General features: G+C 37.6%; 23 protein-coding genes. 16 read left to right on the forward strand and 7 right to left on the reverse strand.

Annotation, left to right across the window (positions count from 1 at the left end; translation table 11 throughout):
* Positions 1–18: 18 nt before the first annotated feature.
* Together NZ848_RS17525 and NZ848_RS17530 are read right to left on the reverse strand one after the other, a co-directional pair.
* Positions 19–1,191, reverse strand: a complete 1,173-nt coding sequence (locus NZ848_RS17525; RefSeq protein ID WP_259016601.1) for a PD-(D/E)XK nuclease family protein — start codon at positions 1,189–1,191, stop codon at positions 19–21.
* An 86-nt stretch (positions 1,192–1,277) separates the two neighbouring features.
* Positions 1,278–2,999 (reverse strand): type I restriction-modification system subunit M, encoded by a 1,722-nt coding sequence (locus NZ848_RS17530; protein ID WP_259016602.1) that lies wholly within the window; start codon positions 2,997–2,999, stop codon positions 1,278–1,280.
* 107 nt (positions 3,000–3,106) lie between these two features.
* Between NZ848_RS17530 and NZ848_RS17535 the strand changes: the two genes are divergently transcribed.
* The 3 genes from NZ848_RS17535 to NZ848_RS17545 all read left to right on the forward strand — a co-directional run bounded on the left by NZ848_RS17535 (position 3,107) and on the right by NZ848_RS17545 (position 4,768).
* Entirely contained in the window at positions 3,107–3,505 is a 399-nt protein-coding gene (locus tag NZ848_RS17535) for a hypothetical protein (protein WP_259016603.1), read from the forward strand.
* Between the two features lie 250 nt (positions 3,506–3,755).
* On the forward strand, positions 3,756–4,355 hold the full coding sequence (locus NZ848_RS17540) for a hypothetical protein (protein WP_259016604.1): 600 nt from the start codon (positions 3,756–3,758) through the stop codon (positions 4,353–4,355).
* Positions 4,352–4,768, forward strand: a complete 417-nt coding sequence (locus NZ848_RS17545) for a hypothetical protein (RefSeq protein ID WP_259016605.1) — start codon at positions 4,352–4,354, stop codon at positions 4,766–4,768. The genes NZ848_RS17540 and NZ848_RS17545 overlap by 4 nt, the downstream gene beginning before the upstream one ends.
* Positions 4,769–4,867: 99 nt before the next feature.
* On the opposite strand, the gene NZ848_RS17550 is transcribed toward NZ848_RS17545, so the two are convergent.
* The gene (locus NZ848_RS17550) at positions 4,868–5,710 is read right to left on the reverse strand and encodes a hypothetical protein (RefSeq protein ID WP_259016606.1); all 843 of its coding nucleotides are present in this window, start codon (positions 5,708–5,710) and stop codon (positions 4,868–4,870) included.
* A gap of 271 nt (positions 5,711–5,981) precedes the next feature.
* Between NZ848_RS17550 and NZ848_RS17555 the strand changes: the two genes are divergently transcribed.
* Positions 5,982–7,043: an acyltransferase family protein gene (locus NZ848_RS17555; RefSeq protein WP_259016607.1), complete on the forward strand. Its 1,062-nt coding sequence runs from the start codon at positions 5,982–5,984 to the stop codon at positions 7,041–7,043.
* Between the two features lie 98 nt (positions 7,044–7,141).
* Here NZ848_RS17555 and NZ848_RS17560 read toward each other — a convergent pair whose 3' ends face one another.
* On the reverse strand, positions 7,142–7,519 hold the full coding sequence (locus NZ848_RS17560) for a hypothetical protein (protein ID WP_259016608.1): 378 nt from the start codon (positions 7,517–7,519) through the stop codon (positions 7,142–7,144).
* A gap of 257 nt (positions 7,520–7,776) precedes the next feature.
* On the opposite strand from NZ848_RS17560, the gene NZ848_RS17565 reads away from it, so the two are divergent.
* The 9 genes from NZ848_RS17565 (at position 7,777) to NZ848_RS17605 (ending at position 13,940) form a co-directional block, all read left to right on the forward strand.
* The gene (locus NZ848_RS17565; RefSeq protein WP_259016609.1) at positions 7,777–8,142 is read left to right on the forward strand and encodes a hypothetical protein; all 366 of its coding nucleotides are present in this window, start codon (positions 7,777–7,779) and stop codon (positions 8,140–8,142) included.
* A 91-nt stretch (positions 8,143–8,233) separates the two neighbouring features.
* Entirely contained in the window at positions 8,234–8,695 is a 462-nt protein-coding gene (locus tag NZ848_RS17570; RefSeq protein ID WP_259016611.1) for a hypothetical protein, read from the forward strand.
* Positions 8,696–8,791: 96 nt separating this feature from the next.
* Positions 8,792–9,214 carry a DUF7878 domain-containing protein gene (locus tag NZ848_RS17575; protein ID WP_259016612.1) on the forward strand — a complete coding sequence of 141 codons (423 nt, stop codon included), beginning with the start codon at positions 8,792–8,794 and terminating at the stop codon, positions 9,212–9,214.
* 191 nt (positions 9,215–9,405) lie between these two features.
* On the forward strand, positions 9,406–9,870 hold the full coding sequence (locus NZ848_RS17580) for a hypothetical protein (protein ID WP_259016613.1): 465 nt from the start codon (positions 9,406–9,408) through the stop codon (positions 9,868–9,870).
* 319 nt (positions 9,871–10,189) lie between these two features.
* Positions 10,190–10,354, forward strand: coding sequence for a hypothetical protein (locus NZ848_RS17585; RefSeq protein WP_259016614.1), 165 nt, complete (start codon positions 10,190–10,192; stop codon positions 10,352–10,354).
* Positions 10,355–11,133: 779 nt separating this feature from the next.
* Complete coding sequence (locus NZ848_RS17590) at positions 11,134–11,415, forward strand: hypothetical protein (protein WP_259016615.1); 282 nt, start codon at positions 11,134–11,136, stop codon at positions 11,413–11,415.
* A 194-nt stretch (positions 11,416–11,609) separates the two neighbouring features.
* Positions 11,610–11,987: a hypothetical protein gene (locus tag NZ848_RS17595; RefSeq protein ID WP_259016616.1), complete on the forward strand. Its 378-nt coding sequence runs from the start codon at positions 11,610–11,612 to the stop codon at positions 11,985–11,987.
* A 345-nt stretch (positions 11,988–12,332) separates the two neighbouring features.
* Positions 12,333–12,563 carry a hypothetical protein gene (locus NZ848_RS17600; RefSeq protein ID WP_259016617.1) on the forward strand — a complete coding sequence of 77 codons (231 nt, stop codon included), beginning with the start codon at positions 12,333–12,335 and terminating at the stop codon, positions 12,561–12,563.
* Positions 12,564–13,031: 468 nt separating this feature from the next.
* The gene (locus NZ848_RS17605; RefSeq protein WP_259016618.1) at positions 13,032–13,940 is read left to right on the forward strand and encodes a YEATS-associated helix-containing protein; all 909 of its coding nucleotides are present in this window, start codon (positions 13,032–13,034) and stop codon (positions 13,938–13,940) included.
* 151 nt (positions 13,941–14,091) lie between these two features.
* Here NZ848_RS17605 and NZ848_RS17610 read toward each other — a convergent pair whose 3' ends face one another.
* Complete coding sequence (locus NZ848_RS17610; protein ID WP_259016619.1) at positions 14,092–14,577, reverse strand: hypothetical protein; 486 nt, start codon at positions 14,575–14,577, stop codon at positions 14,092–14,094.
* 132 nt (positions 14,578–14,709) lie between these two features.
* Here NZ848_RS17610 and NZ848_RS17615 point away from each other — a divergent pair, with 132 nt between their 5' ends.
* The 3 genes from NZ848_RS17615 to NZ848_RS17625 all read left to right on the forward strand — a co-directional run bounded on the left by NZ848_RS17615 (position 14,710) and on the right by NZ848_RS17625 (position 17,688).
* Positions 14,710–15,540 (forward strand): helix-turn-helix domain-containing protein, encoded by an 831-nt coding sequence (locus NZ848_RS17615; RefSeq protein ID WP_259016620.1) that lies wholly within the window; start codon positions 14,710–14,712, stop codon positions 15,538–15,540.
* Positions 15,541–15,613: 73 nt separating this feature from the next.
* Positions 15,614–16,111 carry an SgcJ/EcaC family oxidoreductase gene (locus NZ848_RS17620; RefSeq protein ID WP_259016621.1) on the forward strand — a complete coding sequence of 166 codons (498 nt, stop codon included), beginning with the start codon at positions 15,614–15,616 and terminating at the stop codon, positions 16,109–16,111.
* A 530-nt stretch (positions 16,112–16,641) separates the two neighbouring features.
* Positions 16,642–17,688: a vWA domain-containing protein gene (locus NZ848_RS17625; protein ID WP_259016622.1), complete on the forward strand. Its 1,047-nt coding sequence runs from the start codon at positions 16,642–16,644 to the stop codon at positions 17,686–17,688.
* A 54-nt stretch (positions 17,689–17,742) separates the two neighbouring features.
* Here the strand turns inward: NZ848_RS17625 and NZ848_RS17630 are convergent, their stop codons facing one another.
* Together NZ848_RS17630 and NZ848_RS17635 are read right to left on the reverse strand one after the other, a co-directional pair.
* Complete coding sequence (locus NZ848_RS17630; RefSeq protein WP_259016624.1) at positions 17,743–20,760, reverse strand: tetratricopeptide repeat protein; 3,018 nt, start codon at positions 20,758–20,760, stop codon at positions 17,743–17,745.
* Positions 20,757–21,920: an ATP-binding protein gene (locus tag NZ848_RS17635; protein ID WP_259016626.1), complete on the reverse strand. Its 1,164-nt coding sequence runs from the start codon at positions 21,918–21,920 to the stop codon at positions 20,757–20,759. Before NZ848_RS17635 ends, NZ848_RS17630 begins: the two co-directional genes overlap by 4 nt.
* Positions 21,921–21,962: the final 42 nt, after the last annotated feature.

Here is a 21,962-nt window from a genome sequence, read left to right on the forward strand (position 1 = left end):
TCAAAACTTATATTTTTATCAATTTACTTTGTTGGCAGGATAAAACAAATCTTGAAGTGCCTTATAAGCCTTCACCCAGTCGTTCTTTAATGATACTGCCAATTCTTCAAAGGTTTGCTCGTGGTTCCCCTGATTCAGCCAGTATTCTTTCCAGATAGTCAGCGTCCAGTTTGTATTTTCATCGCCTGGCGTATAAGCAGCATAAATTTCTTTTTTAGCACAACTATCTATAAAACTCTGAAATTTAATTTTATTAAACCATTGTTGGCTTAGTTCTTTATTATTCACAATAAAAATACCTACTCTGATAGGGTTTATGGTGTAATCATGCAGGTAAACACGCCCCTTTAGGCAACTGTTGAGTATGCTGAATTCAAATTCATAGTCTTTGTTATTACTGTCAATTCCTGATTCAACAAAAGCATTTTGCCCAATCTGCTTTATTCTTTTTATAAAGTAATTCCTCAGTTCATGCAGTTGGGTGTTTAACTGTACAATTTTTTGTTCGTTGGCGGTAAAGAAGTTAATTCTTTCCTGGGCGTTTTCCATGATAGTATAATGGGTTTTTAAGATTTCTAAAAAACTGTAATAGTTATACGATTGCCTTGGTTTTAAAGACACTATACTTTGTGTAAATCTCTTTTCAATTTCTTCATATAACTCCTGATGTGTAATTTCAAGAAAACATGGATGCAGGTTATAGACCTTTTTAAGACATAGTACAACTCCCACTTTATTTTCCGGCTTTACTTTTATTGAACTGTAGTATTTCTCTAAATCGTTATAAACATTAGCAAAAATTTTATTTTCTATAATCAGATAATTGGTTGAATCACTAACCAATAAATCAATATACTTATGATTGTCTGGTGGATTTCCATTCACCTCAATTGTTTTTTCTTCTATGCCTGTTGGTACTTCCCTTCTAATATTTAGCTTAGGCAATTCTAAGGATAAATGAAAGCCCTTTTGCTTAATAATTTCAAGAAGTGTATCTATAAAAATGCTTCCCAAATCATGACTTTCTTTAGGGTTCAGAAAATAAGCATATAAATTACTAACAGGTAATTCCTTATTATTGACTTTGGCCAGCTCTAAAATATTGGGTTCATATACTTCTTCTGCTTTGAATAAAACAGCGTTATTTAGTAAGACTTCAACATCAAGGGTTTCGTTATTTTTAGTCAGCATCGGTGTTTCTATGTTTAAGTATCTTTACAGGGTATGGTTTAATTCTTTTTAACATTTGCCCTAAGGCAAACAAGGCTTCAGGTTATTTATTTTGATATTTCATCTTCCAAAATCATTTTAAGTAGTCCATCACTTTCTTCTTCCAGTTTCAGTAAATCAGCTGTAATTTCCTGCAATGTTCTGAGGGGCTTATACTGGTAAAAATACTTGGTAAAGTTAATCTCATACCCTACTTTGTCTTTGCTTCTATCCATCCAGGCTTGGGGCAGGTGCGGTTTTACCTCGGTTTCAAAGTAGGCATCAATATCGGTTGCCAAGGGTATTCTCTCAAAGTCTCTCAGGCTGCCATCTACTTTAGGTAGCTTTGTTTTTTTGTCAATAACCGGCAGGCCATTCTCGTCAACCAGCGGTTGCTCAATGGTTACTTTTGTGTATCCAAAATAGGAGTTTGCAAAAATCTTGCTGTAAGCGTTTTCTTCAAATGAGAGGTAGGTTTGCAGTATTTCTTCTCTTTGGGCATCGGTAATGTATTTTCTTTTACTGCCTAACGATTTCTTCATGGTCTGGTGCAGCTCGGCGGCATTAATCAACTGCACCTTACCTTTTCGGTGGGGTTTCTTTTGGTTGGTAACTATCCAGATATAGGTGCTGATACCCGTATTAAAAAAGAGCTGGTCGGGCAGGGCAATGATGGTTTCCAGCCAGTCGTTTTCAATAATCCATTTTCTTATGTCAGACTCCCCCGAGCCCGCATCACCCGTAAACAGCGGAGACCCATTGAGTACAATACCTATGCGGCTGCCCCGGTCTTCCATTTTTGATATCATGTGTTGCAGAAAAAGCAAAGCCCCATCAGAGCTTCTGGGTGTTCCTGCCACAAACCGGCCCTGCGGGTTTTTGGCCTCTGTTTCTACAAACTCCTGCTCCGATTTCCACGACACCCCATAAGGCGGATTGGAAATCATGTAGTCGAAGGTATTACGCTGTAGTTTGTCTTCAGACAATGACGAACCTAAATGAATGTTATCGGGGTTCTGGCCTGTAATGAGCATATCAGATTTACAGATAGAGTAGGTCTGGGGGTTGAGCTCCTGCCCATACAGCCGGATATCAATATTCGGGTTGATGTTCTCCAGAATCCAGTCTTTGCCCACCGTGAGCATACCACCGGTGCCACAGCAGGGGTCGAATATAGACCTGATTTTTCCATCGCCCTGCAAATCTTCCTTGTTTTCAGAGAACACCAGCCCTACCAATAGCTTAACCACATCGCGCGGGGTGTAGTGTTCCCCACTGGTTTCGTTGCTCATCTCTGAAAACTTGCGGAGCAGCTCTTCAAAAATCTGGCCCATTACATGGTTAGACACCACATCGGGGTGGAGGTCTATTTCTTTAAACTTGGCAATAAGCAGGTATAAGCGGTTGTTTTTAATGAGCTTTTCAACAGGCTTTTCGAGCTGAAAGCTGTCTATGATTTCAAACACATTTTTAGAATAACCATTGAGGTAATTCTGAAAATTGATTTTCAGGCTATTGGCTGTAAGCGTCGATAAATCGTATTGCGAATGGTTATAAAACTTAAGGTTGATTGCGTTTTCAATAATGGGGTCCAGGTTATTAATCTGGTCTTTGTAGGTGTTGTAGAGGTTAAAAACTTTGTCTTTGTGGGGTTCAAGCACGCAGTCCAGGCGTCTTAAAACAACAAAAGGGAGGATAATATCGCCGTATTCATGCTGTTTGAAAAGGCCTCTGAGCACATCGTCACACACATTCCATATAAAGGAAGATACTTCTTGGTGGTTTGCCATAGTCAGGTTAAAAGGAAATTTTGTTAAGCATGGCAATAAAAAAAGATTAGTGGTAATATAGAAAAATACTTTTATTGGCACGGCAGATGAGCCGCTGCCCGGGGCCAGTGGAACTTTCAAGCTTTAAATGTGAGACGACCCAGAAAGTGTGGTCAACAGCTATTGATGCTGGTAAATATACTTATAGCAGTGCCTACGTTTATGTTTCTGACTTTAACGATGCTATCTATCGCTTGGAGCAGGAACCAACCATTAAAGATATAAATAAGAAGATTGATGCGCTTTCAAAAGAAGTAACAAAAGATATGGAGGCCATATCAGACAAAAAGAACGAATCTTATGACAAACTCATGGCATTATATACAAACGTTATTGAACTTAGCAAATCAGCTCAATCGCCATCAGGAAGTTTACAATCTTTCGGTAATGATTTAAACCAGAAAGAAAGTCAGATAAATATGCTTATTACAGAAATTAAAGCCCGAAATCCGGATTTTAAGGAATAATTAAAATTTTAATTTTAATTATTCAGAAAGGTGCCAGGAGATTTCTTCTGGCTTTTTTTGTTTTTGCTTAGCCGTAAAATAAAAACACTTTGATTTTATTCTTCTTTACATCAGCAGATATTATCTTAGAATCGACATAATATAATTCTAGAAAAGTATGGAAAATTAACCTTCAAATTTCGGTTCCAATTAATGTTCAATACAAGTAAAATTGAAATAGCTTTTCTCATTCCGTTTAATATTGATAAAAATGAAGAAATTTTTATTAGATGATAATGTGCCCTATTTATTTACAATTTTAATTGGACTCGCCGCCTATCAATTAAACAATGTTGTCACTATACAAATCGAATCTCCTATTTTAGCATTCAGTTTTAAAACAATCGAAGAGAATAAGGTAAATTCAACAATTGTTGAAAGGGCAATAGAATGCGAAATAGAAAATATAAACTATAAGAAGGCTTTTAGGAGCTTAGAAATTGTTATTGCTTTCCGCACTATTCTTCAAGAACCGCACAAAGTCTATAATCCTACGATTGTTCCGATTTCACCATCTATGATTATCTCTGGTACTAATAGTATTAATATTGATGAAGACCGAAACAAATATATAATCCCTGTGCTTCAACCGAATGCAAAGTATATATTAAAATTAACAACCAAACAGAATATTTCAATCAAAGAATATCCTAAGCTGTATATAAATTCATCAGATGATGTTAGGCTAATAGAAACAGACCTGCTAGTAGTATTAATAAAAAATCAGATTTTGATTAATATAATTCTATTTGTAATCTGGTTTATCTTAATAATCATTTATTTTCAGATTTTAAAATCAAATAAAACATGAAAACAACAGTGCTATTCCTATTTCTAGCTCTAGTCAATTGCCTAAGCATTAATGCTCAAAAGTGTAAAATTATGCTTGCAGATTATTTTGAAAATCGGGTAGATTTTCTAATAGATATTGACTCTCAAACGAAATTTAAATCTTCTCAGGGAATTGTAACTATAAAAAATACTAATCAATACAACGAATTTGACTTCAACCTGAAATTTAAGAATCAAAATCATTATTTACGCTATGAAACATATCTTTATAGAAATAAAATCCCAAAATGGAATGAACAGCACCTAACGTTTTCATCAATTAAACTAAAGGACATTTGTCTAAATGCTATGAATAAGTATTACGTAATGATAATACCACTACCTATGATACCACAAAAACCTATGGAACAGAAACCTATTGAAAACAATTAATTGTTCTTGATAAATAAATTATTAAACACATTTGTGTTAGTCAATTTTGGAATTGACTGAAACTTAATTGTAAGACTGTTTATTAGAGGCTACGACCCATCAACACCCAACACTCTTATGCCCTCCAATGGGTTTTACAACCTCTCCGTTCGCAGCTGGTTTTGACAGGTAAATGGTTGGTATTGATACGTTGTAATCGTCTGTAGTATCTATTAACAAATCCAGAATACCGTCACCGTCAATGTCTCCTGCAAAAATGATGTTTATCATCCTGTCATCGCCATTTGGTTGGGCTATAAGCAGGGTTTTACGTTCCTGGCCCTTAATTGTTGCTGTTATATAAAGCCTGTAATTCCAGACCTCGAACCAATCAGGCTGGTTCGGAATTTGCTTTTTGCCTCCTTTAGCATATATTTTGTAATTAATTCCTGAATATTTTATAGAGACAGTATCGCCAGGATAAATAAATTCATTTGAAAGCTTTACTGATTGAATGTTTCTGTCTGTAAGAAACGGTAATGATTCAATCAAAATAAGGCAGCTATCCTTGTTTAATGCCTGCACGCGCCATCCTGTTTTATCACTTTCATTTTCGTCAACAATAGCATCGTTAACTCTTTCTGTCTTGATTTCTGTCTGTTTTAAATAGTAACCATCCTGACCTTTAAACAAGCCAAACCATTGCAGCACGCTTGCATTATTCCATACTTCGTCACCATGAAAAATTCCGGTTGGCAGCACTTTGGTTGTAAAAGCGCTATCAACAGGATAATGAAAATCGTCAAAGATAATTGAGTCATTTTCTACAACCTTGTTTGCGGTTAAGGTATTAACCGGGGTTGCCTTGTTTCCTTTACTATTCAGCCTGGCCGGGTCGTTGCATGCCGCCATTGCCAGCAATAAAATTAACGGTAATAACACTTTCCTGCTTTTGGGTATCATGTTTTTTAAATGGCGAATTTCATTTAATCCCCCCAATTTCATTATTATCCCCCCCACTTTCAAAAAAACTTATTTAACGGTTACATTTTTTTAATCGGCGCTTTTGAGGTGTTTTATTGGCTCCGGATGGGCCTTTAAGGCGTTTTCTGCCTACTTATTACTTCTGCTGCCTGCCCTTTTGAGCTACCCGCAACCTGCTGACTACTAGCATTGTATAGGTTTATTAGATACATTTGTTAATCCCGATTTTGCAACATTACGAAACCCAAAAATGCTAAAAAAGACCAATCGCTCATCTAATATTGAGCTGCTGCGACTATTCGCCATGCTGTACATTGTAGTTTATCACTTTATTCTACACTCGGTTATCCCTACTTCTCCAGAACTCGACTACCTCATCAGGCCCATAATTGGGGTGCTGCACATTGGGGTTATCTGTTTTGTGCTCATTTCCGGCTATGCGGGCATCAGCTTTTCGCTGAAAAACCTCGTGAAACTCCTGATTCTTTGCTCGGTTTACTCTACGCTTATTTATCTGGTGGCGTGCCTCATCAAGCCCGATTTATTCGGTTTCAGAAGTCTGCCGTTTTCGTTGCTGCCGCTGCAATGGTGGTACGTGCGGGTATATGTAGGCCTGTACCTGCTGGCGCCGCTCATTAATATACCGCTCCAGACGGCTACCAGACGCCGAAAACTGCTTTACATTGCCCTGTTGGGTGTGGTATCGTGCATACTGGGGCAGTTTACGGGTGTGCTGGCCGACGGAAAAAACGTGGTCAATTTTATATTTCTCTATTACGTGGGGCATTATATCAGACATCATCTGCGGGTTATTCCGCGCCGCATAGTACTCATTTATCTGGCTTATAATGTGGCGGTTTTCTTCTCGGTGCTGGCCCTGAACGCCTACCCTACCCTGCGCGACCAGGTGTTTCGCAGCCTGTTTTTCTCTTACAACAGCCCCGGGCTTATTATAAGCGGTATATTGTTTTTTCTTTGTTTTCTTAGTTTTCAATTCAATTCAGGCTTTGTGAACCGCGTGGCTGCTTCGGTTTTTCCGGTTTATCTGCTCCACGAAAACAAGTACCTGAGCCATTATCTTTACGACTTTGTAGGTAGCCTGAAAGCGTACATACAGCAACCGGCACTGCTGATGCTGGTATTGGTACTGCTGGGCGTGGTGGTTATTTTGGCTTGTGTGCTGATTGACAAGGTGCTGAGCCCCGTTATATCGCGGATTGCAGACGCCGCTACCCATTCAAGGCTGTTTGAAAAAATTTCGGATTTTTCAGACCCCCTCCTGGCACGTATCAAAAAGCCCGAAGTACAATAGGCCATACACCCGGGCTGACACTAACACGCCCGGTTGGCCTCTGCATACAGGCGGCAGGCAAGCCGGGCTGGGTATTTGGGGCAGCAGAACCGGCCAGACTACTGGTTATTGGCAGAAGGCTTGCGTTTCCGGAGCAGGTAATGCTGCACGCCTTGCTCTCCAAGTGTAAAAGCATACGCCTGTACAAAATCATAGCCGTTCCGGCTCATGAAATTGAGGGCATCTACCATCGACTCGAACTTGATTTTTTTGTCGTTTTCGTCGCGTACCACGGCCTGTTTGGGGTCAATGACACGGCTCTTTTGTCCGTAGTCAAAGTCAATTACCATTCTGGTTTGCGGAACCCGGTTAAAGCCCGTGATGGTCATGTACTCAGCCTTAAGGTCTTTCAGGGGGATGTCGTCTATGGATTGAGCGAAGCCGGCAGAAGCCACAAAAAACAAGGCAAGCGTTGCGATAAATCTGGATTTTGTCATGGTGGATACGTTTAGTTTATAAACAATTAATTGAGTGCCGGCAGAAAGCTGCCTGTGTAGCTAAAGTTAATAAACGTTAACCTATATAGGCTTGTTGTGTAGAAGATGCATTTGCCATGCAAAAGATTTCTTGAAGATAACCGATACCGGAGAATAATTTTATAGCAACCCTATTACTTAGCGCATGAAATGTAGTAATTTAGGCGCGGCTGACTTAAGATACCCAAAGAGGCTACATTGGTTTCAGCCAAACAAAAATGAAAGAACTCCGCAACAGATATTTGCATGGGCTATATAATCTTTTTCACCACATCGGTAACCCTGACCCTGATATAGGAGTAATGTTTTGCATAATGGTTATGCAAATTTTTTTGGCACTGGATATATCCATCATTTTTAATTTCAGGATTCCGACTACTGATGTCTTTGGAACGAAATACGAATGGATAGTAAGAATGGTGGCAGGTTCAATTATATGGCTTATTAATACCTACATTTTTGACATTCGGGAGAGTATTTATTCTGACTACCCCCCACTGTCAAAGCGAACAACTTTGCTGATTACCACTATTTATTTTGCTATTACGTTGGGTTTTTTCTTTTATAAAGTAGCGCATCGGTAAAGGGAGTGATGTGTTATGTTTGTTGGGGTGATGGAAACTAGATTTTTATTAATACTCGGCTGTATGTCCATTTAAGTAATGTGAAAAATTCATGAACATAGAATTAAGAAAAATATCAAAAGCGGAGTTTAAAAATATAAAGACCCCTACCCTATTTGAAGATATTGTATATGACCGAGCTTTTGGTGTAGTATCAAACGGTGAAAATGAGTACAAAATAGGTTGGTGGACTGATGGTTATACACAACCAGAGATAAAACTGATTGACATAAATATTTGTACGATTGGTATAGATTTGGTATTCATTATATTTGAATTTAACACAGGCAGGATAAGGCTAAAACTCTCACTGAGCAATTACTTCTATTTTACTAGAATATTCAATGGTTTTTTGTACGTCATTTCAGAGTTTGATATTTTCAAAATCAATATTAAAAATCTGGATGTCGTTGAAACCTTCGCTCTTCCTGATATTTATACAGGTATTGAAGAAGAAAGTGAGAGCTATTTCATAGTTAAATGTATGGACGGCCGAATGGTAACAATCAAGTGAAATAACTCTGAGATTACTTCAATGTTACGTTAACTATTCAATACCATATAAGTCACAATACTAAATAAGCAAAAAATTGTATAAGATAAATTTTATATGACCTTTCGTTTTGAAATAACTGACATACCACAAAAGAAAGATAAAACTTCTTTAATTGCCTACTTAGAAGGTGTTCTTCAAATCTACATTGGGGGTAAATTGTTTTTTAATCAACCATACATTCTATTAATCGAGTTAGCTATCTCTATCAAAGAGTGGTTAAATTCAGCAGAAGGTGGGAATAACGTTGATTATATCTATAATACAATGGACCATGACGAACCTCTTTTAGAAATGATTCATCTAAAGTCGGGATCTTTTCAAATTAAGTCGATTTGGCAGGATTTAGAAATAATAGAGCAATTACCCAAAGAAGAGATAATTAATGGATTTGAAGAATATTTAGGTAATTTATCAAATACCTTAAAATCGAAATTGGATATTGACCTAAATGAGCTTCCAGCCGAGGAAAGTAATTAATTTGATTCTATATAAATCACCGTAAGACTATATGTTCTTTATTCAATCGTGTTTATAGAGTTCTTAGAACGTTTATTTGAATTTTTACTTTAATCGGATTAATATAAATTACTTTTTGCTACAGACTGAAAATGAAAGCAATACTTTACTTCCTACTCTTTTTTATAAGCCTGCATTGCTTTAGCCAAACCATGAGGAAGCAACATTCTAATACTAAAGAGTTGCCGCTAAAAGATACATTGTCGGTATTATCACTCCGTAATAAACAATATACAAGTCTTAATTACAAGGTTTTGAAAGTATGTGATTTGGATAACGAAGGATATCATATAAAATCGACTTGTAGAATTGAATTAACTCAGCAACATAAAACCATAGCATCAATTAAGTTGCCTGTGGCGGATGTAGAAGTTAGAAATTTTTCTGTGAGCAAGATAGAAGAAATCAATAGTGGTTTTAAAATAGTGGTAGACTGGGGCGGCGGAAACTATTTTTTCGAAAGAGAATTTTACTTTACGTTTAAGGATAAAAGGTTTTATCTCACTACTTTAAAGCTTACCAATTACATTCATGAACCGGAGAAAACAACTAAAAGAACACAGCAACTAAACCCACCGATTAATATTGAAAAATTCGATATTATTAAGTATCTATGAAACAAACCTTATATACAGTATGAGTGTGATTCTTGAAATTGTTGTATAAACTACCTCACTCAAAAGTTTTACTATTAAAAACACTGCTTACAAAATGATATTGAATTTATTTTACAGCGTATTCTTCGGCATGGTAAACTTGCTGATTTATTTAAAGCTTGAAAAGAAGTTTAAGTTAAAGTTTCCAAAATTAATATATATTTTAATCGTCATAATTTCACTGGCTCATATAGAGATTTTAAATAAAGGCTTTCTTAAAAGCTTCGAGGATTTTTTCAACCTGTCTTTTTTCAGTATCGCTTTGATAATTTTTCACTATATGACAAATATTCAGGTGGCTGTCTTTAAAAGAAAGTTCATCCCTGAAAATGAGACCGGGCAAAAATTGCAAGAAATGATGTTAACAGCTTTTGACTTTATGCGCCAAAAGTTGATATATCCGATGGCCTATATTACTCAACTTATGGAAATTTGGGACAAGTAAGTTGGATAAAAATAAAATACATTCGACTGAATGTTCATCATTTATTAGTTGCATAATTGCTTTTAAAACGCATTTCTGATTTTTGGTTTTATTGGATTGATATAATTTAACCAATTTTTCCAACGCAGAGTCCCCTCGCATTTCACAAGGCCAGCGCGCACGGGAGACTCTGCTGATACCTCTGCACATATTTTACATAGCACTCATGAAAATTACAAGGATTTATTCCGAATGAAAGATTCTGAAAGTTTTCAAGTCAAAGGCTTTTTCCTGCCACTTTCTGAAATTCGTTAGATTGGTAACGCACTCACCTCTGTTCGGCTAAATATCTAAATTTAGTCGGTGGGTCAGGCGTTCTCTGAACGCATTTTTGGTTTTATTGAATTGATATGATTTAACCAATTTATCCAACGCAGAGTCCCCTCGCATTTCACAAGGCCATCACACACGGGAGACTCTGCTGATACCTCTGCACATATTTTACAAAGCACTCATGAAAATTACAAGGATTTATTCCGAATGAATGATTCTGAAAGTTTTCAAGTCAAAGGCTTCTTCCTGCCACTTTCTGAAATTAGTTAGATTGGTAACGCACTCACCTCTGTTCGGCTAAATAAAAAAGAAGAAAAGTAATGATATATATTTTAAAGACAATTACCTTTATAAGTCTACAAATATTTATAAATTCCTGTACTAATAAATGCGTTGTTGCCGATATAGAAGTTAGTGAATTATTAAGTACAGTAGCTAAAGATCAGTGAATAGATTATTGTGAATTATTGGAATCTGCTTTATCGGGAGATATAGATTCAATTAAAAAATTATCATTATTAGAATTTGATGATGCTGTTAGATATGTTCACGGAGCTGTTATTGTAGATTTAATTCTCCAGATAGGGGAACAAAAGTATTTAGGATCTATTTTATCAACAAATCAAGAGCAAAAATATTTAATAAAGACCTATTTAGATATTGGTTTAAGCTATGGAAATAATCCAAAAGTAATGGGTACGGAATTACAAGATATCTTTCCCAGTATCTATGCTTTTTTGAAAAAATAATATCCTATAATGGAGTAAATTAATTCCACCCACCGCAAGCAGAGTCTCCTCGCTTTTTGCAAGGCCAAGGATTTAAAGAATATATAGGTAATTTATCGAATACCTTGAAATCGCAACTGGATATTGATCTAAACGAGATTTTAGTAAAGACCATCAATTAATTTTCAAATACCAATTTTACCAATAAACAATTCATGAAAGCACTTTTAATCTCTATTTTATTTCTTTTAACAGCAAGTTGCGCTAGTCCTGACCTGACTAATTCCGTTTGGATATGCACCATCGATGATAGATGTACAGACACATTAAAATTTGAAAGTAATAATCGTGTAACACACTATAGTTGTCAAATGAATTATACTTTCAAGAGTACTTTTGATATCTCTAAAAACGTAGTAACAATTTCCGTGAAAGATGAGTCTCGCGAAGGTAAACCAGAATATGCAAGATTGAAATATCATCTTGGTGATAATGAATTATATCCTATTAGCAATGAAGAACTAGTCAATGGCAAATGGATAAAGCCTAACGCGCAGTTGGCTAAAAAGTATATATTTAAGAGAAGTAAATAATCCAGTATCCGGCTAACTGTCCATTATTTCTTAGGGTTATAATGTATTTCAGGACATGATATGCCCCCCTGTTCGGCTAAATATCTAAATTTAGTCGGTGTGTCAGGCGTTCTCTGAACGCATTTTTGATTTTTGGTTTTATTGGATTGATATAATTTAACCAATTTATCCAACGCAGAGTCCCCTCGCATTTCACAAGGCCAGCGCGCAGGAGACTTTGCTGGTACCGCGGATAACGATGGATACCATATAAAATCAACTTGTAGAATTGAATTAACTCAGCAACATAAAACCATAGCATCAATTAAGTTTCCTGTGGCGGATGTAGAAGTTAGAAATTTTTCTGTGAGCAAGATAGAAGAAATCAATAGTGGTTTTAAAATAGTGGTAGACTGGGGCGGCGGAAACTATTTTTTTGAAAGAGAATTTTACTTTACGTTTAAGGATAAAAGGTTTTATCTCACTACTTTAAAGCTTACCAATTACATTCATGAACCGGAGAAAACAACTAAAAGAACAAAGCAACTAAACCCACCGATTAATATTGAAAAATTCGATATTATTAAGTATCTATGAAATGAAATAACGGCTCTGTATGCTACATGCTACGACTCTTTAAGTTCTTACTAAAATCCTACTCTCTGGTTCGGTTAAATGTTCAATGTTTAGTCATTGCGTAATATTTTATTAGAAAGCATATTTGATTTTTCGGTTTTATATGGATTGATATAACCGATTTATCCAACGCAGAGTTCCTTAGCTTTTTGGCAAGGCCAATGCACATGGGAGACTCTTTTTGTGCCTAAAAATTTGTTGATAAGGGTGATAATATCTTACATATTATACTATCATTTAATGTGACTGCAGTCTTAAAGATACCTTAAAATAACTTTTTTTGCTTCGGAAGTAACTTTATATAATCTTTGGTAATACATAGTCATAATATGATTATTATAAAATTGTTTGCTTTAAGTAATCAAAACTCTTAAACCCTTAATTGTATATCTTCCAAAAATCTTGATTTTATAAAACTATATGTACTGTATGGTGGATTATCATATTTCTATTATCATCTGTATAATGATATTATGCGGAGCTTTTGGTGGTTTCCTAAATTACCTTCATAACTTTGATACAACCAAAAATGAAAGCGAATTAGACAAGAAGGTTGCAATGAAGTATATTTTATTAGGTATTGGGGCTTCTCTTTTGGTTCCAGCTTTTTTAAAAATGATTTCAAGCAATCTGATTACCAACAAAAACAATGAAGATTATTTAATTTTTGCAGGTTTCTGCATTATTGCAGCAATTTTTTCAAGACGATTTATATTAACAATTGGCGATAAGATTCTCGAGGCCGCTAAAAATGCACAAATTACTGCAAACGAAAATAAACTAAAAATAGAGAGTACTCATCTTGAATTAACTTCTGCTAAGGAAAGAATTGAAGATGTAAAACTCGCGCTTGACCTCAAAAACACAACAGCTACCCCTTCAGATGCTTCATCTAAAATTACACTTGAAGAATTTGCGAACAGTTATGTGGAAAAAACCAGTATTCCTATTTATTCGGAAAGAATAAAGCTAAAAGCCGAGCTTGGGCGTAAAATGGGTGAGATTATAATTAGAAATAATTTATCCAAAGAACAACTATTGCTTGAAAATAAATCTGAAGGCATGTTAATGGCTATTACATATTCCGTTCAACTTCAACCGGAAAAAGACGGTGTAAATATGCTCAATCAAATTGCACAATACGCAAAACAATTGTATACACACTATTCAATTCTAATTGGATATGATACACTAGCAAGAAATAGTTTTATTGAAAAACACCAGATTTCGAGTGTGTATCAAATAATTAATTCATTCAAAACCAATGCCGATCCCCCTTTACTTCAGAAAATTCATGACACAAAGATTATATTAAGCTTTATAGAACCCGAACACTAGAGATACTTAAATAAGGAAATGGATATTCACTCTGCCCGTTAAATGTAGCATAATTAGCAGGTGCGTAAAGCGTTCTTTGAACGGTATTTTGAATTTTGAGTTTAACTGATTTGTGTAAACCCATTTTAGGAACATACATCTTTTTCTCCTCTCACCCCACCCTACCCCAAACAAGCCAAGCATGCCAGCAATGGAAGCCTACAAACAATGCCGAAATGAGTAAGTAATAAACCCGACGGTAAGGCAGGTTGAAATAGAAAGAATCAGCTATAAGGGCTATGCCTGCCAGCCAGATAATGGGCGTGTAGGCCGGGGCCATGAAACCCCACAGGCTTTGGCTCCAGGGGCTTTGGGGGTAGTCAATCTGGGCTATCCAAGCTGCAAAATAGAGCGCCAGCCCTGCCAGATAGATTTTAAAACCGGCTTTCCGGTGTAGCTTACTGATGGGCAGCGGCATGAACAAGGGTAGTGCAAATACCAGTATTCTTGTAGCGTTTTCGGCGTATTGCAACCAGACGGGAATATGGCTCCTGAAAACACCGGGCTGAAAAGCCGCAGGAAGTCGACTGGTAAACAGGCCGTCCCATAGCATCACAGGCAGCAGGAACAGCACACAGTTGAGCAGGTATTTCTTCATCAGGTAATACATAGGCCACAAATTATGCCCCGCCGCCATCAAAATCAATGATAAAACTCATAATACCGCTTTAAGCTGTTAATTTTTTTAATATATTGCTCTGCGTTTGCCGTACCAACCTGTTAATCAGCCATGATACACATTTACCATCAGCCTCACCCTGCCCTACGGGCATTTGTGAACAATATCATGGTTTTCAGGCTCCACCTCCCCGGCTCTGTGCCTGCACCGGTTTTGTCGTTCCCACCCCTGCCCGAGCAATGCCTGTATTTTTATCCGTTTGGCGCGCCTGTGGGCGAATACCCCCATCTGCAAAAATCTGTCAACCTGCCCCGCAGCATTGTAGTGGGGCCGCAGGCAACGCGTATCAGGCTACACATGCGGCAGTCGAACTACACAGTAAAGGTGGGTTTTCAACCCGGCGGACTTTACAGGCTGCTGGGGATTCCGATGAGTGAGTTTCCGATGGATGAGTCGCTCGACAGTACCTACGTATTGGATGCCTACACCGGCTCGCTGGCCGACCAACTGGCCGAAACGCCCGATGCGGCAGATGCCATTGCGCTGGTAGAACAATTTCTGCTTCAAAAATTGAGGCTGCTACGGCCTGCCCTACCGATAGACCGCGCCTTGCCGCTGCTCATCAGGCAGGGAGGGCTGATGAACGTTGATACCATGGCGCACCTGGCCTGTGTCAGCACGCGCCAGCTGGAAAGGCAGTTTATGCAGCGGGTGGGGCTGGGGCCCAAGTTTTTTGCTCGCCTGACCCGCTTTGCCAACGCCTGGGTGCTGAAAGAAAACCAACAGTACCTGAACTGGACCACCATTGCCCACCAATGCGGGTATTTTGACCAGATGCACCTCATCCGCGACTTCAAGGCTTTCTGCGGGGTGTCGCCGCGCATGATAGAAGAGGAGTTCAGGCAGACACCTTTTTTGCTGAAAAACCGCCTGCCCGGCTGACAATGTCGGATTTGTACTATTTATGCCCTGCCGCAGTTTATAGTTTTGCCAGCAACCAAACATAAGGCAAACAATGAAATACATGATTTTAATGCTGGGCTTATGGCTGCCCTGCACCCTTGCAGCCCAAACCAGAACCAAAGACCAGGCCGCCGTTGAAAAACAGGTGGAGGCCATTATTAACAGCTGGAATCGCCACGATTACAGCGATATGCCCACCTATGCCACCGAAGACTGCGACTGGGTGAATATTGTAGGTATGTGGTGGCAAAACCGCAAAGAGGTAGAATATGCGCATGAGGTTTTTCATAAGGGGATGTTCAGAGACGTAACCCTGAAGCTGGACAGCGTGAAAACCCGTGTAATAACCCCTGACGTGATACTGGCCCGGGTTTACAAAACCATAGGAGCCTATAAAAGCCCTTCTGGCACGGTTTACCCCAAAGCACAAAACCTGCTGATGCTACTGTATGTGAAAAAGAACGGCAAATGGCTGCTGACCGCAGGCCAGAACGTAGTAGTAAACGAAGCCGCCCAAAAAAGCAATCCGGTTAATAAGCTGAGGCGGTAGAAGAATTAAATTTAATAAAATCGTATTTTTAGCCCGGTTGTTGCGTAAGTTATATCGCAATGCCGGGCTTTACGTTTAATACCGTTTAAACTAAAAATACCTCCGCCATCAGCAGAGGTATTTCCTTAATCAAACAATTAACAATTTAACTGTCCTATGGAACAGCCCTAATAAGCATACGTTTATTAAGATTTTTGCCGGGTGGCTGGTCTTACGCCACATCTATATTCTAACCCCTGCGGGGCTTGCATTTTGCCTCAGATGGCGCATTTCTACGCTATTGTTTTTCAAACTTATTCAATCAGGCCCACAAAACCAATTAAAAAAACATTAATAGCAAGCCTGTACCCACCTGCCGAAATAACGGCTGGCCTATACGCAACCCAGCCTGCGCCGCCTTAAAAAATGATTTTTGTGCGCACTGAATCAGATTCGGGATTTTTTTTCGTTACAAATGCAGATGGTAAACTGAATGATTGGTTAATTTGCAGCCCCAAACGTGCAAGTACTTTAAAAAATCCATATTTAACATGACCCGTAAGACATTTTTAAACGTAACGCTGATGCTGATTGTATTGTTTTTTAATTCCTGCGGAAGCAGCATTGAAAACAACTGCCCCAATATATCATACAGCGACCTGAAAATCAGCGTTGTGCAAGAGCCGAAAATTATACCCGGCAGCAGCAAACTAAGCATGATACTCAAGGTAGACGAAAACTTTAACAAGTTTCTGCCGGTATCTGGCCTTACCACCGGCAACTTTAAGGTTTACGAAAAAGGCCCCAACGACGACTGCCCCAACCCGATTTCGGAGAGCGAGGCCAACAAGCAGTTTTCGCCCAGTCCGCAGAAATTCCGCCACAACACCCTCATCGTACTAGACCTCAGCGCCAGCGTAACCAGCAGCACGTTGTCGCAGCTGAAAAGCTCAACCACCAGTTTTATTAACAATATTATCACCAGCAACGGCGACAACTCGTATCTGGTGGGCGTGTCGTGGTTTGACGGCGAAGACAAGCTGAACACCCTGGTTGACTTTACGTCAGACAAAAACAAGCTCATCAATGCCGTGCAGAACATCAATGCCGGTATCACGAACGACCCCTCGACCGACCTCTACGGAGCCGTTATCAAGTCGGTCGACAAAGCCGAACAACGCCTGAAAGACCTGCAGAAAGAAAGTTATATATCAGCCTTTTCGATAGTGATTTTCACCGACGGCACCGACCAGGCCGCGCGGTACAGCAAGCAGGCGGCAATCAACAAAGTAAACGGAGCCAACCCGAAGATATCAATGTTTACCATTGGCCTGGGTACTGAAATTGACAAAACCGTATTGACCGCCATTGGCAAAAACGGAGCGGTTTTCCCCCAGAACAAAAACGAGCTGGAAGCCAAATTTGTAGAGCTGGCTCGCATTGTGCGCGGCGAAGCCAACAGCTACTACCTGTTTGAATACTGCTCGCCCAAGCGAGCCGGCAAAGTACAACTGGTGCTGGTAGTACAGTACGACGCAAAAAAAGGCACCTACGCCACTACTTTTGACGCCACGGGGCTGACTAGTAATTGTTATTAGGAGTTGAAATATTTAAGCAAAAAGAGATGGCCGAAACCATCTCTTTTTTGTTTGTTATTCCATATACTTTTTCATCCACTCCATTATTTTTTTGGCAGGTTCTCTTACCTCCGCAGCAATGCTATTAAAAAACAAATCAGGTTTTTTCTGCAACAATGCCTGTATGGCAACGTAATAAGGTCTTAGAATAACATCATATCCATTCTCTTCTAACACCTGCAAGAAATGCTCTCCGAAACCTAATTTCACTGCTACTGCCCCTGTTCTCCACCAGTCATCTTGTGTATTACTAGACAATGAATCTTTGATTGTTCGTAATGCCCCTGTCAGGAAATCTTTAGCTATTCCTGCGTTGTTTTCATAATAAGCAAAAATAGCTTGATTAAGCATATAAGAATCCTCTAATTCTTCATTCCTTTCAATACTCATGAAGACTTCTTTTGCTTTTTCAATTTGTTTTAGTTTGTCTCTATATAAGAAAATTAAATTGTATCTAGCATAAATATTATCACCTTCAACCTTAATTGCATTTAAATAGGCTTGTTCAGCTTCTTGAAATTTCTTTAAATTGTCTTGATACAAATTACCTAATCTATTCCAAACACCGAAAAGTTTGTTGTCTAACGCAATAGCTTCTAAATAAGCTTCCTCTGCTTCTTCATGCTTTCCTAAATTATGATGATATAATTGACCCAATGCTCCCCATACTCTAGGTTCTTTTTCATCTAATTCTATGGATTTTAAGTAAGCACTCTCCGCTCTCTCATATTTTTCTAAATATTCGTGATATAAATTGCCTAAAAGCGCCCAAATTTTAGAATCTTTTTCATCTAACTCTATCGATTTTAAGTAAGCACTCTCCGCCTCATCATGTCTTCCTAAATTATTATGATATAAACTACCTAGAATTTTCCATATCACTACAATGCTGTCATCTAATTCTATCGCTTTTAAATAGGCTCTTTCAGCTTCTTGAAACTTCTCAAGATGTTCAAAATATAAATTGCCTAAAATTCCCCATAAAAAACCACTTTCATAACCAAATTGTATCGCTTTCAAATAAGCCTGTTCCGATTCATTGTATTTTCTAAGATGGCTATGATATAAATTACCTAAATTGAACCATGCTTTCGCATCTTTACTATCTAATTCAATAGCTTTTAAATAGAAACCTTCCGATTTTTCATATTCTCCAAAATGATCCTGATATAAATTACCTAAATTATACCAAACATCCCCTACAATACTCCCAAAATCTATTGATTTTAAATAGGCGCGTTCGGCTTCCGAATAATTTGATAAATGTTTATGATATACTTCCCCTAAATTAAACCAAATATTTGAATTTTCATTATCAATTTCAAGACCTTTTAAATAGGCTCCTTCTGCCATACTGAAATCTTTGAACTTATAGTTATACAAATCACCTAAAAACATCCAGTAAGCCCCGTATTGACCATTAAGTTCTATTGCTCTTAAATAAAATAACTCTGCTTCTTTAAAATTTTCTAATGCTTCTTCAACAATCCCTGCAATAAAATTAATATTAGCATTATTGGGGGCTAAAATTAACAATTGTTGAACAATGTGACTGCACTCAACATATTCTTTAGCTTTGATTTTATCAAAGTAAAAATCAACTAAATGAAGTATTTGGTCTTTGACTTTGTCTTCCGGAATAGAAAAAAATTTCAACACACTTCCATCACTTTTGATAAATTCAAATAGTGCTTGATAGCTTTTATTTTTTAGTTTTTCACTCAATTCCTTATCCTTTACAGTATCTGCTAATGCCAAATCATAAGAAATATGGTTTGGAGTCAAACTTATAGATGCAAGTCTCTGTCGTGCAATGCGTTCAATATCATCACCATAAAAGGTTTCCAAGAACTTACTTAAGCAGTATAACTCCCGTTTCTGACGGCGACTACTTCGTCTCATCAGATACCATACATTAAAGAAACGCTCTGATATCTCATAGGCAGAACCTTTACTACCAAACGCATCCAGTTTCTGAATCCAGCCTACATCTACTAATCGTTTTAATTGTCCTGATAATTGCGCATTTTCAAGTTGAGTCACATTTCGCAACTGCTCAATAGTCATTGGGTCCCAATGCAAAGCAATCGCATCAAGTACTATTTGTAATTGGTCTGATAATTCTTCAAACCGGGCTTTATACAAAGGAGTAACCACATCCAAAATAGCATCTAAATCACTGCTTACTTCGTTACTAAAACCATTCTGTATCAAAGGAAAAAGCATGGCAATGGTTCGTGGTGTCCCACCAGTTAACTGATACAATGCGCCTAATCGGCCTTTACTTTCGTGAATTGTATGGGCGAAACCTTCATTTCCGGTAATCTCTGCCAGATTTTGTAGTACTTCAATACTTTCATCCAGTGTTAATTTTTTCAGATAATGTATCTGAAAAGCATCATAAAAAGGCGCACCATAGTCGCTGGTATCTTCCATTGAAGTGGCACTGGCGCCCAAAAGAATAGGAGCATTACGGCTCATTAAAATAGACCTTAACTGGTGTTGTTCTTCTGTAGTTATTTTATCAAATATGAGGTTCAGATTATCTACCAACAAAATAGGCCTTCGTTCTACTTTAGTTATCCACTTCTCAAAAATGTTCCAGATAGTTTTTGGCTCCTGATGCATATTTTTGGATATCCCCTTTATCTCACTGTCTAGTTCTCTGGTAAGATTTTCTTTATTTTCTCGGTCAAGTGCATCTGCCAAAGCATCCAGACAGTTCAACCAGAACTTAGAAATACGGTCAATATTATATTGTTCCTCAGGAAATGTAAGCGCAATAAAATCTCCTGCAAACTCTGGCTTACGCAATTCAGCAGCAATACGTGATAATAAAGTGGTTTTACCCATTCCTCGCTGACCTATTATAAGGTAATGCTGGGGTATTGAATCCGGCTTTTCGGCAACAATCTTATCGAAAACATACTGAAAAAAAGAAACACGCGTAACAAAAGTCAGCTCAATTTCTTCGTCTGTTAACCTACCTGGGTTAAAAAAACCTATCCTTGTTAATGGAATTTTCTTTTTCATTTTACAAATCGTTTAAACCAGAAATCTCTTAATAATGGTGATCGAAACACATAAAGATTATTTTCTTCCATGAGATATCCGTCGTTAATAAGCATACTTAATAGCATAGCCAGTATTCTATCAACTTTTTCAATGTCGGTTACGTTTTCAGCTATTTTATTACGAAGATTTTCACGTCGGCTACCTGTTCTTTCACTACATATATGCATTAACATAATCGTTGCTTGGTCGCACAAGTCACCATATTGCTCTTCCAATCGTTCAACCCATGTATTGAAATGACTTTCCTCTATCAGTATATTGTATGCTTTATCCACAATTAACAAATCAACTGGTTTCTTTTGAACCTTATTAAGAAAATCTATTTTTTCAGCCATCAATTGGAGGAAAAATGGTAGACAGTAGCCCAATTTTTTAATAATTGCCCGAATTACTTCATCATTCAATTCTATGTTATTATCACCTGCCAGCTTTTTCAACATGGCTCTGCTGGTAGGTTCATCAAAAGATTCGAGGTCGTGTTCTTTTAAATCGTTAGTAGCTTTACTAAGTTTATGAATTGCTGTGAAGTTCTCAATACCCACTGAACTACAGAATATCCAACGGATTTTTGAGCCCGGCTTTATTCTTTGGCTTCGTAACCAATGAAGAAAATTAGTAACAGTTTCATGCCCATTCTCTTGCTTTATCATGATAGATAATAAGACTGTAATCTCATCAAAGAAAATTAAAGTTGGCTCGTCATGGTTCAATAAATCACTTAATTTACTGAAAACATCCTCCTTATTTTCTTGCCAATTTAACGAAACCTCCACGCCTGCGACTTTTAAATCGGGTTTTATTTTTGAAATAAACTCAATAAGATTATTTCCCTTATCTTTTACTTTTTGCCATCCTCTACTGTTTTTCTGAAGTGCATTTATGAAATTTTCAACAAATGTTTTTTCGTTAGTACACTGTTCTAAATTAAGCGAAATAGTCTGCCAGCCATCTACCTCAGCTTTTTCTAAAAGCCTCAGTGCGAAAGAGGTTTTACCCACCCTACGAGGAGATGGAAATATAAAATTATTCGACTGTATCATTCTCCATATATAAGGCAGTTCAATTTCTCTCCCAAAAAAATCATCACCTTCTACCGGGGTACCTGTTCTTATTTTCATCTATATAAGTTGTTTTAAGTTTGACACAAATATATATACAAA

The sequence above is a fragment of the Emticicia fluvialis genome, from assembly GCF_024793945.1.
GTDB lineage: Bacteria > Bacteroidota > Bacteroidia > Cytophagales > Spirosomataceae > Emticicia > Emticicia fluvialis.

Excerpts from the sequence above, each read along its gene's own strand:
- NZ848_RS17525 (WP_259016601.1), bottom strand. The coding sequence starts at position 1,191 with ATGCTGACTAAAAATAACGAAACCCTTGATGTTGAAGTCTTACTAAAT.
- NZ848_RS17530 (WP_259016602.1), bottom strand. The coding sequence starts at position 2,999 with ATGGCAAACCACCAAGAAGTATCTTCCTTTATATGGAATGTGTGTGAC.
- NZ848_RS17540 (WP_259016604.1), top strand. The coding sequence starts at position 3,756 with ATGAAGAAATTTTTATTAGATGATAATGTGCCCTATTTATTTACAATT.
- NZ848_RS17545 (WP_259016605.1), top strand. The coding sequence starts at position 4,352 with ATGAAAACAACAGTGCTATTCCTATTTCTAGCTCTAGTCAATTGCCTA.
- NZ848_RS17550 (WP_259016606.1), bottom strand. The coding sequence starts at position 5,710 with ATGATACCCAAAAGCAGGAAAGTGTTATTACCGTTAATTTTATTGCTG.
- NZ848_RS17555 (WP_259016607.1), top strand. The coding sequence starts at position 5,982 with ATGCTAAAAAAGACCAATCGCTCATCTAATATTGAGCTGCTGCGACTA.
- NZ848_RS17560 (WP_259016608.1), bottom strand. The coding sequence starts at position 7,519 with ATGACAAAATCCAGATTTATCGCAACGCTTGCCTTGTTTTTTGTGGCT.
- NZ848_RS17565 (WP_259016609.1), top strand. The coding sequence starts at position 7,777 with ATGAAAGAACTCCGCAACAGATATTTGCATGGGCTATATAATCTTTTT.
- NZ848_RS17570 (WP_259016611.1), top strand. The coding sequence starts at position 8,234 with ATGAACATAGAATTAAGAAAAATATCAAAAGCGGAGTTTAAAAATATA.
- NZ848_RS17575 (WP_259016612.1), top strand. The coding sequence starts at position 8,792 with ATGACCTTTCGTTTTGAAATAACTGACATACCACAAAAGAAAGATAAA.
- NZ848_RS17580 (WP_259016613.1), top strand. The coding sequence starts at position 9,406 with ATGAGGAAGCAACATTCTAATACTAAAGAGTTGCCGCTAAAAGATACA.
- NZ848_RS17585 (WP_259016614.1), top strand. The coding sequence starts at position 10,190 with ATGACAAATATTCAGGTGGCTGTCTTTAAAAGAAAGTTCATCCCTGAA.
- NZ848_RS17595 (WP_259016616.1), top strand. The coding sequence starts at position 11,610 with ATGAAAGCACTTTTAATCTCTATTTTATTTCTTTTAACAGCAAGTTGC.
- NZ848_RS17605 (WP_259016618.1), top strand. The coding sequence starts at position 13,032 with ATGGTGGATTATCATATTTCTATTATCATCTGTATAATGATATTATGC.
- NZ848_RS17610 (WP_259016619.1), bottom strand. The coding sequence starts at position 14,577 with ATGAAGAAATACCTGCTCAACTGTGTGCTGTTCCTGCTGCCTGTGATG.
- NZ848_RS17615 (WP_259016620.1), top strand. The coding sequence starts at position 14,710 with ATGATACACATTTACCATCAGCCTCACCCTGCCCTACGGGCATTTGTG.
- NZ848_RS17620 (WP_259016621.1), top strand. The coding sequence starts at position 15,614 with ATGAAATACATGATTTTAATGCTGGGCTTATGGCTGCCCTGCACCCTT.
- NZ848_RS17625 (WP_259016622.1), top strand. The coding sequence starts at position 16,642 with ATGACCCGTAAGACATTTTTAAACGTAACGCTGATGCTGATTGTATTG.
- NZ848_RS17630 (WP_259016624.1), bottom strand. The coding sequence starts at position 20,760 with ATGAAAAAGAAAATTCCATTAACAAGGATAGGTTTTTTTAACCCAGGT.
- NZ848_RS17635 (WP_259016626.1), bottom strand. The coding sequence starts at position 21,920 with ATGAAAATAAGAACAGGTACCCCGGTAGAAGGTGATGATTTTTTTGGG.